We start from the raw sequence: 13,508 nt of genomic DNA, 5'->3' as shown, positions 1-13,508 counted from the left end.
GATTTGGCAGCCTGAACAGGCTCGGCCTGGGTCACGCAACGGGCATACGCCGCGCGCAACGCCTTGCATTGATGGCGCGCCCGACAGGAATCGAACCTGTATCAAGAGCTTCGGAAACTCTCATTCTATCCATTGAACTACGGGCGCAGCGCAAGGAGGCGGTATTGTACCCAGTTTTCGCGGAGTTGCATGAACAGGATCAAATCTTCCGGCAAACTCATCGAAAACCCGGTCAGTTGCATTGGACGGGTGTCTATGACACCGTTATATAATCCAGCGTTTGCTTGCAAGGCGGGCCGTCCATGCCGCCGACTTGTGCAGTACTGATTTTCTGTTGCCGCCGCCAGGCGCCCCCGGTACCCGTTAGCAGGATTTGGTCATGAGCAACGAGCAGGAACACATAGAAGAGCACTCCTCCCCCATCAAGACCCCGAAGCAACTGATCGTCACGATCGTCCTGTCTTTCGTGATCCCGATCGCCATCATCATCCTATTGGTGAACATGGTGGCTTCGGGCACCAAGGTGGGAGCCGGTTCGGATTCGCTGTCCAACGAAGCCGTCGCCAAGCGCATTGCCCCAGTCGCGGGTTTCGAGCTGGTTGACGCAAATGCCCCCAAGGTCTTCAAGACCGGCGAACAGGTCTTCGCCGCCGTCTGTACGGCCTGTCACACCGCTGGCGTCGCCGGCGCGCCCAAGGTCGGCGATAACGCTGCGTGGGCGCCCTTCATCACCGCCGGCTACGACGCCATGTTGAACGTGGCCCTGCACGGCAAGGGCGGCATGCCCGCCAAGGGCGGCAACCCCACGCTGTCCGACTACGAAGTCGCGCGCGCCGTGGTCTACATGGCCAACAAGTCGGGCGGCTCGCTGCCCGAACCCGCCGCCCCGGCTGCGGAAGGCGACAAAAAGGAAGCGGCAGCCGCTCCCGCCGCCGCAGCACCGGCAGCAGCCGCTACGGCCCCCGCTGCTCCAGCAGCTGCAGCGCCGGCTGCCGCCGCGCCCGCGCCTGCTCCCGCCCCGGCCGCCCAAGCCGCCGCGCCGCAGGCCGCCACGGTCAACCCGGCCGGTGAAAAGCTGTACAAGAGCGTCTGCTTTGCCTGCCATGCCACCGGCGTGGCCAACGCCCCCAAGTTCGGCGACAAGGCCGCCTGGGAGCCCTACATCAAGACCGGCATGGACGCCATGGTGAAGGTCGCCATGCAAGGCAAGCCGCCAATGCCCCCGAAGGGCGGCGCGGCCAATGCCTCGGAAGACGATATCCGTGCAGCGGTGCAGTACATGGTGGATGCGGCAAAGTAAGATCCGCCGCCCACGAAAAAAGCCCCTTGAGTTGCTCAAGGGGCTTTTTGTTTCAAGGCCGTGCACAGGTTGCGCGAAGGGCCGCGCAACCTGTCATCACATCACTGTTCCCCTGCCGCCTTGGTCAGCGACATGCCAAGCTGAACGCGGCGCTGCAGCCACAGGCTCGGGCGGTAGCGGGGATCGCCGGTCACGCGTTGCATGCTCTTGAGGATTTCCAGGATGCGGTCGGCGCCGAGCTTATCGCCCAGGGCGAGCGGCCCCACCGGATATCCCAGGCCCAGCGTCACCGCCAGGTCGATGTCCTTGGGCGTGGCGATCTGCTGCTGCGCGATGTCGCTGGCGATATTGACGATGGTGGCCACGATGCGCTGGGCGATGAAGCCCGGCGAGTCCTCGATCACCGTGACGGGCACGCCGTCGGCAGCCAGCAGCGCGTGGGCGGCATCGCGCCACTTCGCTTCGGTGGCGGGCGACACCATGATGGTGCGGCGCTTGGCGGTATCGAAGGCGTAGAGCGTGTCCAGGCCGACCGTGCGGGCCGCGTTCAAGCCTTGCGCGGACACGGTGGTGGAGACGTCCTCGCCAAAGGGGGTGACGAGAATGAGTGCATCGGCGTCGGGCGCGGATCCGGTCACCAGCGTGGCGCCCAGCTTTTCAACCAGCGCTGCGGCGCGGGCATAGCCTTCGGCATGCTTGGGACTGACCCAGACCTTCAGGTTCTCGGGCAACGCCGGCGCGGGCGGCTCTGCGGGGACCTGCTTCTGGCCGTCGGCATAGACGTAGAAGCCTTCACCGGCCTTGCGGCCGATCAAGCCGCCCGCCAGGCGCACGGTCGTGATGGGAGACGGACGGAAGCGCGGCTCATCGAAGAACTGGCGGTAGATGGATTCCATCACCGGGTGGGACACGTCCAGCGCCGTCAGGTCCAGCAGTTCGAAGGGGCCCATGCGGAAGCCGGCCTGCTCGCGCATGACGGCGTCGACCTGCGCGAAGGTCGCCACGGCTTCCTGCGCCACGCGCAGGCCTTCGGTATTCATGCCGCGACCGGCATGGTTGACGATGAAGCCCGGCATGTCCTTGGCGCGCACGGGCGTGTGGCCCATGCGACGAGCCAGTTCAGCCAAGGCATCGCCGACTTCAGGCGCGCTGCGCAGGCCGTCGATGACTTCAACCACCTTCATCAGCGCGACCGGGTTGAAGAAGTGGTAGCCGGCCACGCGCTGCGGCCGCTTGCAGGCGGCGGCGATGGCGGTGATCGACAGCGACGAGGTGTTCGACGCCAGGATGCAGTCTTCGGCCACCACGCCTTCCAGCGCGGCGAACAGGTCGCGCTTGACGTCCAGGCGTTCCACGATGGCTTCCACCACCAGCTGGCAGTTCGACATGTCGGTCAGCGCGGTGGCGGACTCCACGCGTTCCAGCGCGGCTTGCGCGTCGGCAGCGCTCATCTTGCCCTTCTGGGCCAGTTTTTCCCAGGTTTGCTGCAGTGACTCGCGCGCTGCCGCCACGGCATCGGCGCTGGTGTCGTACAGGCGCACGCGCAGTCCGGCTTGCGCCGCGATCTGCGCGATGCCGCGCCCCATGGCCCCGGCGCCAACGACGCCGATGGTTTGAATCTCCTTCATCAACACTCTCCTGCTTTTATTGAATGGGGCTCAGGGCCGGCTTTGCGCCAGCGCCAGGATTTCTTCGGCCGACAGGCCCAGCTTCTCGGACAGCACCTGCTCGGTGTGCTCGCCCAGCAAGGGCGGCGGACGGCGGTACTCGACCGGGCTGCCCGAGAACTTCAGCGGGCTGGAAGCAACGGGCACCTTGCCCGCGGTCGGATGCGGCAGTTCACGCTTCATGCCGCGCGCCAGCACCTGCGGGTCTTCGTAGACCTGGTCCAGCGTATTGATGGGGCCGGCTGGAACGCCCACGCCTTCCAGCGCGGCGAGCCAGTGGTCGCGCGCGCCGGTGGCCATGCGTTCGGCCAGAAGCGGCACCAGTTCCGCGCGGTTCTTCACGCGTTGCGGGTTGGTGGAGAAACGCGGGTCGGCCGACAGCTCCGGTAGGCCGATCACGCCGCAGTAGTTGCGGAACTGGCTGTCGTTGCCAACCGCCACGATCAGGTGGCCGTCGCTGGCCGCGAACACCTGGTACGGCACCAGATTCTGGTGCGCGTTGCCGGCACGCTTGGGCGCCACGCCCGAGGTCATGTAGTTCAGGTTCTGGTTGGCCAACATGCTGACCTGGCAGTCCAGCAGCGCCATGTCGATGTGCTGGCCCAGGCCGCTGCGCGAGCGCTCGTGCAGCGCGGCCAGGATGCCCACCGTGGAATACATGCCCGTCATCAGGTCGGTCACCGCCACGCCGGCTTTCTGGGGACCGCCGCCAGGCAGGTCGTCGCGTTCGCCGGTGATGCTCATCAGGCCGCCCATGCCCTGGATCATGAAGTCGTAGCCGGGACGGCTGGCGTAGGGACCGGTCTGGCCGAAACCAGTGATGGAGCAGTAGATCAGGCGCGGGTTGAGTTCCTTCAGGCTCTCGTAGTCCAGCCCGTACTTGGAAAGTCCACCCACTTTGAAGTTTTCGACCAGGATGTCGCTTTGCAATGCCAGTTCGCGCACCAGCTCGGCGCCGCGCGGCGAGGCAATGTCCAGCGCCACCGACAGCTTGTTACGGTTGGCGGACAGGTAGTAGGCGGCTTCGGTGGTGTCGTTGCCCGCCTCGTCCTTGAGGTACGGAGGCCCCCAGGCCCGCGTGTCGTCGCCCGCGCCGGGCCGTTCGATCTTGATCACCTCGGCGCCTAGATCGGCGAGGTTCTGGGTGCACCAGGGGCCCGCCAGGACGCGGGTGAGATCCAGCACGCGTATGCCGGTAAGGGGAGCGGGACGTTGCGACATTAGTAATCTTTTCGTCAGAAGAGAAATGAAAACGTCCGGCCTGCGGCTGCACGCAGGCCAGACTGGAATTCCGCCATGCCGGCGGCGCCGGGCCGCTGGCGCGTCATACTCCGGCGCGGCGCGAAGCCGCTGCCGGATCACCGTCAGTCATGCAGGATATTAGCCTCTTGCGCCGGATCCGCGCTCACGAATGCGCCTTGATGGTCTCGCGGGCGATCACCAGCTGCTGGATCTGCGAGGTGCCCTCAAAGATACGGAACAGGCGCACGTCGCGGTAGAAGCGTTCGACCGCATACTCGGACATGTAGCCCGCGCCGCCGTGGATCTGGACCGCGCGGTCGGCCACGCGGCCCACCATCTCGGTGGCGTACAGCTTGCAGCAGGCGGCCTGCATCGTGGTGTTCTCGCCACGGTCGCGCATGCGGGCGGCGTCCAGCACCATGCAGCGCGCGGCGTAGAGTTCGGCCTGGCTGTCGGCGATCATGGCCTGGATCAGCTGGAACTCCGCAATGGGCTGGCCGAATTGCTTACGCTCAATGGCGTACTTCACGGCGTCGCGCAGCAGTCGGTCGGCAATGCCCACGCACAGGGCAGAAATATGCAGGCGACCTTTGTCCAGCACTCGCATCGACGTGCGGAACCCGTTGCCCTCTTCCCCGCCCAGGAGCGCGCTGGCCGGCACGCGGCAGTTGTCGAACACCACATCGCTGGTCAGGGCGCCGGCCTGGCCCATCTTCTTGTCCGGCTTGCCGATGGCCAGGCCTGGCGTGCCGGCCTCGACCAGGAAGCAGGATATGGAATTGGCGCGGCGCTCCGGCGCGGTGCGCGCCATGACCGAGAACAACCCGGCGATGGGCGCGTTGGTGATGTAGCGCTTGGTGCCATTGAGCACGTAGCTGTCGCCGTCGCGCACGGCGGACAGGCGCAGCGCCATGGCGTCGGATCCGGCATCGGGCTCGGTCAGCGCGAACGAACCTATCAGTTCGCCGCTGGCCAGCTTCGGCAGGTAGTGGGAGCGCTGCGCTTCGGTGCCGGCCAGCACGATGGCTTGCGACCCGATGCCGATATTGGTGCCGGCCAGCGAGCGGAACGCAGGCGAGGTCTGTCCCAGTTCGAAGACCACGCGCACTTCCTCTTCCATTGTCAGGCCCAGGCCGCCGTGGTCGGGCGAGATGGACAGGCCGAACAGGCCCAGATCGCGCATCTCGTTGACGATGTCGGGCGGCACCTGGCCACTTTCGGCCAGCGCGTCTTCCGCGGGGATCAGGCGTTCGTGCACGAAGCGGCGCACGGCTTCCAGCAACAGGTTCAGGGTTTCGGTATCGAGGGCCATGACGGGAGTCTCACAAAGAAAGGCAGGGCAAGCGGGGCAGCGCCTTACGCGCGCATGCCTCCGACCAGTAGATCGAAATATCCGGCGGCAATGGTTTCGGCGCTGTCGCGCTGGCCGGGCTTGTACCAGCGCACCATCCAGTTCAGCATCGACAGCACGGCGCGGCCCGCCGCGGCCACGTCCAGCGCGCGGAACTCGCCGGTGGCGACACCCTGCGCGATCAATTCACGCAGACGCTTTTCGTAGCCGTCGCGCAGGCGCGCGGCATCTTCGCGCTCGGTCAGGGCCATGCCGGAGTAGCCGATGAGCATGGTGACGAATTCGGCGTGGTGCTGCTCGAAGTAGCGGGCATGGCCCACCATGAACGCGCGCAGCTGGGCCGTGGCGCCTTCCGCCCGCGCGACCTCCTGGGCCACGGCCTGCGTGAGGCCACTCAGGACGGCCAGGATGATGGCGTCGTAGATGTCCTGTTTGGTGGTGTAGTAGTGATAGATGGCCGCCTTGGACACGCCCAGCGCCGCGGCCAGATCGGACACCGAACTGCCGTCGTAGCCGCTCTGGGCGAACAGCTTGGCGGCTTCTTCCAGGATGCGTTCCCGCGGGGCCGCCACAGTGGGCGGACGGCCGGCCCGGGCGCGTTTCTGGGCGGGAGGAGCGGAGGTCGCCATGGCAGCCTTTGAAGGGGCTGCGCCGACGCTGCCGGAGGCGCTCACGCGCCTCCATTGACAGCGCTTTGGCGCATGCCGTTTAATATGGATTAATTAATTACCGGACGGTCGGTAGGTAATTATAGGCACACCCGCCAACGATGCTCAAGTCCTCTTGTGACCTTTTTCCGCGACGACGCCATGCCCCACTCTCTTGTGACTGATTTGTACGGCCAGATGTCCCTGCCGGTCATCTGCGCCCCCATGTTCATCGTGTCCAACCCCAAGCTGGTGGTGGCGCAATGCACCAGCGGCATCGTGGGTTCGTTTCCCGCGCTGAACGCGCGCCCGCAGAGCCTACTGACCGACTGGCTGGACGAAGTCCAGGCCGGCCTGGCCGCGCACCGCGAGGCCAACCCCGGAGCGACCGTGGCGCCGTTCGCGGTCAACCAGATCATCCACCAGTCCAACGACCGCCTGGAACAGGACCTGGCCGTATGCGCCAGCCACCGCGTGCCGCTCATCATCACCAGCCTGCGCGCGCCGGGCGACCTGGTCAAAGGCATACATGACTGGGGCGGCAAGGTATTCCACGACGTGACCACGATCCGCCACGCTGAAAAGGCGCTGGAAGCCGGCGTGGACGGCCTGATCCTGGTGTGCGCCGGGGCCGGCGGCCACGCAGGCACGCTCAGCCCCTTCGCACTCGTATCCGAAGTACGCCGCTTCTACGACGGTCCCTTGATCCTGTCTGGCGCGATCACCTCGGGCGCGCACGTGCTGGCCGCGCAAGCCATGGGCGCGGACTTCGCCTACATGGGCACGCGCTTCATCGCCAGCGAAGAAGCCAACGCCAGCGAAGGCTACAAATCCGCCATCGTCGAGGCCAGCGCCTCGGACATCCTCTACACGCCGTTCTTCACGGGCATTCCGGGCAACTACCTGAAGGCCAGCATCGCCGCCGCCGGGCTGGATCCGGCCAATCTGCCGCAGCCCGACAGCGGCGCGTCCAATTTCGGCTCTACCCGCGTCAAGCCCTGGAAGGACATCTGGGGCGCGGGCCAGGGCGTGGGCGGCATTGCCAGTGTGCTGCCCACCCGCCAGATCGTGGACACGCTGCGCCGCGAGTACGCGGACGCCAAGACGCGCCTGGCCAACGGGTTCGGCGCATGAGCGCCGGGCTGCAGGTCAGCCGCGACGGCGCGGTGCTGACGCTGACCATCAACCGCCCCGATCGCCGCAACGCCCTGGACACGGCCACCTATGCCGCGCTGACCGAACAGATTGCGCTCGCCTCCGCCGACACCGCGGTGGCCGCGGTGATCCTTACCGGCGCAGGCGAACACTTCACCGCCGGCAACGATCTGCGCGACTTCCAGGCAGAGCGCGGAGCGGGCGACAGCGCCGGCCTGACCTTCCTGCGCGCGCTGACCATGGCCGACGTGCCCGTCATTGCCGCGGTCGAAGGCTATGCCATCGGCATCGGCGTGACCCTTTTGCAGCACTGTGATTTTGTCTACATCGGAGATGGCGCCACCTTGCGCATGCCATTCGTGGCGCTGGGCCTGTGCCCCGAAGGTGCTTCCAGCCTGCTGATGCCGCGTTTGGCCGGCGCCCGCCGCGCCGCTGAATGGCTGCTGCAGGGCAAGGCATTCACGGCGCAGGAAGCCTGCGACGCAGGACTGGCCACCGCAGCGGTGCCCAAAGGTCAGGCACTGGCCGCGGCGCAAGCCGCCGCCGCCGACCTGGCGCGCCAACCGCCCGCCGCCCTGCGCCTGACGAAGGCCATGCTGCGCCGTCCGGACCGCCAGTCCATCCAGGACACGCTGGATTACGAGGCCCAGCAGTTCAGCATCCGCCTGCAATCAGAAGAGGCGCAGGCGGCATTCGCGAAGTTCTTCAAGAAATAGGCCGGGAACCTCAAAACGGCGAGTCGGGCCGGAAGTTCGGCGCCCGGCGTTCGCGCAGGGACTGAATCCCTTCGCGCACGTCCGGGCCGCCAAACCCCATGAACTCCAGCGCCAGCGAGGTATCGAAACTGGGGCCGGCCATGCGCAGCCAGTTGTTCAGCGAATACTTGGTCCAGCGGATGGCGGTCTGGGAACCCGCGGCCAGCTTGTTGGCGACCTCGAAAGCGCGGCCGATCAACTCGGCCTCGTCCACGCACAGGGACACCAGGCCGATGCGCTCGGCTTCCTCGCCGGTGACGGTTTCGCACAGCATCAAGTAGTACTTGGCGCGCGCCATGCCGCAAAGCAGCGGCCAGACGATAGCTGCGTGGTCGCCCGCCGTCACGCCCAGCCGGGTGTGGCCGTCGATGATGCGCGCATCGCGCGCCGCGATGGAGATGTCGGCCAACAGGCCGGCTACCAGCCCCGCCCCCACGGCCGCGCCGTGCATGGCGGACACAATGGGCTTGTTGCAGTTAATGATGTTGTAGACCAGGTCGCGGGCTTCGCGCCAGACGCGGGTGCGCACGTCGAAGTCGTCGGCCATCTGCTGCACCAGGTCCAGGTCGCCTCCGCCCGAAAAGCCCTTGCCCTCGCCACGGATCACGACGACCCGGGTGTCCGGGTCGGTATCGATGTCGCGCCAGATGTCGGCCAGCTCACGGTGCATGCGGTCATCGGCGGTGGACAGCTTGCCCGGTTTGCCACCCTTGGCGCCCATGATCACCTCCAGCACCCCGCCAGGATGGCGGCGCAATTTCAGGGACTCATAGGCGGAATAGTGTTCCAGCGTGATGTCGCTCATGTTTGTCTCCACGTCGTCTCGTCTTTAGGCCTGGCCGGATGCCGGCCGGTTTGGGCGCACTATAGTAGATAGACGTCATCGCGCCACGCCGATTTCCCCTGGAGCCTCAGCCCATGAACACTACCGTCCCGCCCGTCGGCGACGCCATCGACCGCGCTTTCCTGCCCGCTCTGTTCGCGCCGCGCGCCCAGGATACGCACAAAGGCAGTTTCGGTACGGTGGGGGTGGTGGGCGGCGGCCCCGGCATGACGGGCGCCGCCCTGCTGGCCGCACGCGCCGCCTTGAAGACCGGCGCCGGCAAGGTGCTGGTCGGTTTTGCCCAGGACGCCGCACCGCTCGCCTGCGACCCGCTGCAGCCGGAACTGATGCTGCGCGACGCCCGCTCGCTGCTGGAGGAAGACTGGGGCGTTACCGCCTGGGTGGCGGGATGCGGCATTGGCACGGGCGCGCTCGCGGCCAACTCGCTGTCCGAATTGTTCGTGCTGCGTCAAGAGGCCCCGCTGGTGCTGGATGCGGACGGCCTGAACCTGCTTGCCCGCGGCGACATCCGGCCCAACTGGGGCGACGGTCCCGTGGTGCTTACGCCTCATCCGGCGGAAGCCGGCCGGTTGCTGGGCATGGACACGGCCGCGGTGCAGGCCGACCGCCCAAGTGCCGCCACGCAATTGGCGCTGCGCTACCGGGCGTGGGTCGTACTGAAGGGCGCGGGCACCCTGGTCTGCTCCCCCGGCGGCGGCTTGCGGGTCAATACCAGCGGCAATCCAGGGCTTGCCACCGCTGGAACCGGGGACGTATTGGCCGGCATGCTGGGCTCGCTGATCGCCCAGAGGCTGCCTCTGGACCAAGCCGTGGCCGGGGCGGTCTGGCTGCACGGCGCGGCGGCGGACGCGCTGGTCGCCCAGGGTGTCGGCCCCATCGGACTGACCGCCGGAGAGTTGGCGGACGCTGCTCGCGCCCTGCGAAACGCCGGCTAAGTCCCTGTGGAATAAACATTTTTACAACATATAGGGGTTTACCCTAAAAATAGCATTGCATCGACCTTAGGGTTATCCCTATAATGGTTTACACCAAGACGAAACGGACTGGAGCAAACCATGAGCGAACTGACCCTGAACCACACTGCCCGCCTGACCGACGCGCTGGAGCGCGATCTGCTCCGCGGCGCCCTCGAGAACCAACCGAATTCCCATCCGCTGACCAACCTGAAGAAGGCTGGCCAAGCCGTAGTGGCAGCTGTTGCCGCCGTGTTTTCCTTCATCGACGAAGTGAACGATTCGATGAACAAGGCCCGCGCCGCCAGCTCGCGCTTCTCCGGCTCGCAGTGGTAAGCCCTGCCGCGCCGGCCTGAGTCGCGATCGATCTCCCGCGATTCAGCCTGGCGCGCCCCGCCGCAACGCCCGCCGGCTTCCCGGCGCCCTTTGCGGCGGTTTTTCGGCGCCCCGTCCCTCACCCGGGCGCCATCGCGCCGCGCAGGCCTCCAGACGAGGCAGCGCGGCGCCCTCTTTCCCCTCCCTCTCCGCGTTTTCCCTAGCGCCGCGCTTGCCTTTGCGCATTGACAGTGCGCGAACGCCCTACCGATAATCGGCCCCTTGCCGTCGTGCCCGGCGCCAAACCCCCCTGAGCCCCCTTCCAGGCGACGCCGCAAGCGCGGCTGGCGCAGGCTGGTTTACACGCAGGCGCGATCCGGTTCGTTCCCCATCCGGAGTTGTCACCATGAAGTTGCGCACTACCCTGGCCCTTGCGGCCGCCGCCATTCCCCTGGCCGCCGCCCAAGCCCAGACGCTGAAGATCGGCCTGTCGGCCGAACCCACTTCGGCGGATCCCCACTACCACAAGATGACGCAGAACGACGCGTTCTCCGCGCACGTCTACAGTTCGCTGGTGGGCCGCAGCGCCGACATGAAACTGGTGCCCGCCCTGGCCACCTCCTGGAAGACTCTGGATGACCAGACCTGGGAATTCAAGCTGCGCGACGACGTCAAGTTCTCCAACGGCAAGCCCTTCACGTCCGAGGATGTGCTGTTCACGATCTGCCGCACGCTGAACAACGAAACCAACGTGTCGCAGTCCTACATGGACATGACCAAGCGCATTACCGACGTGCAAACGCCGGACGCGCACACGGTGATCATCAAGACCGGTGAACCCTTCCCCCTGATGCCCGCCGAACTGGCGCGCTCGCTGCCCATCGTCTGGAACGGCATCGTCGAGCACGGCAAGCTCACGTTCGATCCCAAGAACGGTTGCGGCGTGACCGGCGCCTGGCCCACCGTGGCCGACTTCAACAACGGCAAGGATGCTATCGGCACCGGCCCTTACACCCTGAAGTCCTACGTCAAGGGCACCGGCATCGAGCTGGTCCGCAACGAGAACTATTGGGGCCCCAAGCCGTACTGGAAGGAAGTGAAGTTCGTGCCGGTGCCCGCCGCGGGCCCGCGCCTGACCGGCCTGCTGTCCGGCGACTTCGACATGATCGAAAACCCCGCCGCGCGCGACCTGCCGCGCCTGAAGGACAATCCCAAGTTCGGCTTCGTGGCCACCCCGTCGACCCGCCTGGTGTTCTTCCAGCCGGACGTGGGCCGCAACCCGAGCCCGTTCGTCAAGAGCGCCGACGGCAAGAACCCGCTGCAGGACCTGCGCGTGCGCCGCGCGATTTCGATGGCCATCGACCGCAAGACCATCACCGCCCGCATCATGGACGGCATGGCTACCCCGGCCTACCAATACATGCCCGACGGCATGTTCGGTGCGCTGCCCAAGGCCCCGGAAATCAAGTTCGACCCGGAAGGCGCCAAGAAGCTGCTGGCCGAAGCCGGCTACCCGAACGGCTTTGAGCTGACGCTGTCGTCCACCAATGACCGCTATGTGAACGACGGCCAGGTGGCGCAAGCCGTGGCCCAGTATCTGGCCCGCGTCGGCATCAAGACCAACGTGGACGCCATGACGGCTTCCATCTACTTCCCCAAGCGCGCCAAGCGTGAATTCAGCTTCTCCATGGGCGGCTGGCCGGCGGAAACGGGTGAAGCCTCGGCGCTGTTCCAGCTGTGGGTGGCGTCCCTGGACTCCCCCAAGAGCCTGGGCACCAGCAACTACGGCGGCTTCAGCAATGCTGACTTCGACAAGGTCTACAAGGAAGCCATCGTGACGGTGGACGCGCCCAAGCGCGAAAAGCTGCTGCAGGAATCCACCCAGATCGCGCTGGACAACGTGCCGCTGATCCCGCTGCATTTCGAAAGCAGCATCTGGGCCTTCCGCAAGGGCATCACCTACGAAGGCCGCCGCGACCAGTACACGCTGGCCACCTCGGTCACGCCGGAAAAGCAGTAATCAGGTCCGCCTGAAATGAAAAGCGGCTGCCTCGCGCAGCCGCTTTTTTTTGCCCCCAGGACCGTTTTCACGCGCTAGGCAGCCGCCTTGCCTTGCAACGCGCTGTCCAGTTCGCTTACCAGCATTTCAGCGAACGCTTCCGCCGCGGGCGGCAGCACCCGGCCCGGCATGACCTGGATCTGCAACGTGCGCGACTGCAGTTCCGCATTGGAAATCGGCACGGCGATGAGCTCGTCGCGCCGCAGGCTCCAGGCCACGGAAATGTAGCCGCTGAGCATGATGGCATCCGACCCGAAGACAAAGCCATGCAGCGGCGAGGAGTCATTGCAGGTCAACGCCGGTTCCAGCTGCACCGACTCCAGCGCGCAGCCCATCTCGAAGAGCTGCCGCGTAGTGGTGCCGGGCCCGGTCAGGGCGAGAGGATATTGGCTCAGGTCCTGCAGGCTGACGCTGGCCCGGCCCGCCAGGGGATGGTCGGCTGCCATCACCGCATGCACCGGCGCGCGGCGCGAATAGCGCGGACTGACCCCGCCGATGCGCTCGGCAATGAACACCATGCCCAGCTCGACGCTGCCTTCCGCCACGCGGCGGCTGACTTCGGCGGGAGACCCCACAAACAGATCGAAGCGGATATTGGGCCAATCGCGCCGAAAGCGCGCCATCACCGAGGGCAGGAAAATCCGCGCCACGCCCTCCACCGAAGCCACCCGGATCTCGTTGCGCGCGGTGCCCTTCATGGCGGCAATTTCCTGCAGCACCGAATCGGCTTCGAGCATGGTGCGCCGGGCGTGCGCCAGCAAAAGCTGGCCCGCTTCGCTCAGGACCATGCCCCGCGCGGCGCGCTCGAATAGCGGCGCTCCCGCCTCCTCTTCCAACTTGGCGATCTGCCGGCTGATGGCCGACACCGCCACGTGCAGACGCTCGGAGGCGCCGCTCAGGCTGCCCGCCTGGGCAACCTCCAGAAAGTACTTCAACGCTATGCCGTGCACGTGGCCCCCAATGAGCTGCAAGCTTGGATGTCGCAAGCTTTGCTTTTTCTGCAAAGCTTTAGATAAATATTCTAATTGTAGAGAAAGCAGCCAAGCTCCTAGAATTCGCCCAATACACGAAGGCGGCGCGTGCCTGACGCGCCCCATATATAAGGGAAAACCCGTGCTAGCAGCCCTTTTCAGCGCCCGCCGCGCCGCGACGCGCGCCCTTGCCGGCTCCTAGCCGCCACCCCAACGCCATCGCCTATACAATCCCGTCGCCTCATCGGA

12 protein-coding genes and 1 tRNA gene are annotated in these 13,508 nt (G+C 66.2%); 6 read left to right on the top strand and 7 right to left on the bottom strand.

Annotated elements, in window-relative coordinates:
• Positions 1-72 precede the first annotated feature (72 nt).
• Positions 73-147: transfer RNA gene (locus tag CEY08_RS07750), tRNA-Arg, on the bottom strand.
• A gap of 232 nt (positions 148-379) precedes the next feature.
• Between CEY08_RS07750 and CEY08_RS07745 the strand changes: the two genes are divergently transcribed.
• Positions 380-1,300 carry a c-type cytochrome gene (locus CEY08_RS07745; protein WP_042795545.1) on the top strand — a complete coding sequence of 307 codons (921 nt, stop codon included), beginning with the start codon at positions 380-382 and terminating at the stop codon, positions 1,298-1,300.
• Positions 1,301-1,401: 101 nt separating this feature from the next.
• Here the strand turns inward: CEY08_RS07745 and CEY08_RS07740 are convergent, their stop codons facing one another.
• From CEY08_RS07740 to CEY08_RS07725, 4 genes are all read right to left on the bottom strand, one after another.
• The gene (locus CEY08_RS07740) at positions 1,402-2,928 is read right to left on the bottom strand and encodes a 3-hydroxyacyl-CoA dehydrogenase (protein ID WP_076817160.1); all 1,527 of its coding nucleotides are present in this window, start codon (positions 2,926-2,928) and stop codon (positions 1,402-1,404) included.
• A gap of 30 nt (positions 2,929-2,958) precedes the next feature.
• Positions 2,959-4,188, bottom strand: a complete 1,230-nt coding sequence (locus CEY08_RS07735; protein WP_042795547.1) for a CaiB/BaiF CoA transferase family protein — start codon at positions 4,186-4,188, stop codon at positions 2,959-2,961.
• Positions 4,189-4,372: 184 nt separating this feature from the next.
• On the bottom strand, positions 4,373-5,521 hold the full coding sequence (locus CEY08_RS07730) for an acyl-CoA dehydrogenase family protein (protein WP_076817158.1): 1,149 nt from the start codon (positions 5,519-5,521) through the stop codon (positions 4,373-4,375).
• Between the two features lie 44 nt (positions 5,522-5,565).
• Positions 5,566-6,189 carry a TetR/AcrR family transcriptional regulator gene (locus CEY08_RS07725; protein ID WP_076817156.1) on the bottom strand — a complete coding sequence of 208 codons (624 nt, stop codon included), beginning with the start codon at positions 6,187-6,189 and terminating at the stop codon, positions 5,566-5,568.
• A gap of 180 nt (positions 6,190-6,369) precedes the next feature.
• Between CEY08_RS07725 and CEY08_RS07720 the strand changes: the two genes are divergently transcribed.
• Positions 6,370-7,341 (top strand): NAD(P)H-dependent flavin oxidoreductase, encoded by a 972-nt coding sequence (locus CEY08_RS07720; RefSeq protein WP_042797430.1) that lies wholly within the window; start codon positions 6,370-6,372, stop codon positions 7,339-7,341.
• A complete protein-coding gene (locus CEY08_RS07715; RefSeq protein WP_076817153.1) occupies positions 7,338-8,078 on the top strand; it encodes an enoyl-CoA hydratase-related protein in 741 nt (246 codons plus the stop codon). The genes CEY08_RS07720 and CEY08_RS07715 overlap by 4 nt, the downstream gene beginning before the upstream one ends.
• A 10-nt stretch (positions 8,079-8,088) precedes the next feature.
• On the opposite strand, the gene CEY08_RS07710 is transcribed toward CEY08_RS07715, so the two are convergent.
• Complete coding sequence (locus tag CEY08_RS07710; RefSeq protein WP_013391155.1) at positions 8,089-8,922, bottom strand: enoyl-CoA hydratase/isomerase family protein; 834 nt, start codon at positions 8,920-8,922, stop codon at positions 8,089-8,091.
• 113 nt (positions 8,923-9,035) lie between these two features.
• On the opposite strand from CEY08_RS07710, the gene CEY08_RS07705 reads away from it, so the two are divergent.
• The 3 genes from CEY08_RS07705 to CEY08_RS07695 all read left to right on the top strand — a co-directional run bounded on the left by CEY08_RS07705 (position 9,036) and on the right by CEY08_RS07695 (position 12,249).
• Complete coding sequence (locus tag CEY08_RS07705; protein WP_076817151.1) at positions 9,036-9,896, top strand: NAD(P)H-hydrate dehydratase; 861 nt, start codon at positions 9,036-9,038, stop codon at positions 9,894-9,896.
• A gap of 120 nt (positions 9,897-10,016) precedes the next feature.
• Entirely contained in the window at positions 10,017-10,250 is a 234-nt protein-coding gene (locus CEY08_RS07700) for a hypothetical protein (RefSeq protein ID WP_042795552.1), read from the top strand.
• A 385-nt stretch (positions 10,251-10,635) separates the two neighbouring features.
• Entirely contained in the window at positions 10,636-12,249 is a 1,614-nt protein-coding gene (locus CEY08_RS07695) for an ABC transporter substrate-binding protein (protein WP_063639311.1), read from the top strand.
• Positions 12,250-12,323: 74 nt separating this feature from the next.
• Here CEY08_RS07695 and CEY08_RS07690 read toward each other — a convergent pair whose 3' ends face one another.
• Entirely contained in the window at positions 12,324-13,259 is a 936-nt protein-coding gene (locus CEY08_RS07690; RefSeq protein ID WP_223306395.1) for a LysR family transcriptional regulator, read from the bottom strand.
• Positions 13,260-13,508 lie beyond the last annotated feature (249 nt).

Origin of the sequence: Achromobacter insolitus (genome assembly GCF_002209555.1) — a bacterium.
In the GTDB taxonomy this organism is placed as follows: Bacteria; Pseudomonadota; Gammaproteobacteria; order Burkholderiales; family Burkholderiaceae_B; genus Achromobacter; species Achromobacter insolitus.
Note: the sequence above shows the minus strand (reverse complement) of the source record. Positions and strands in the feature narration are given on the sequence as shown.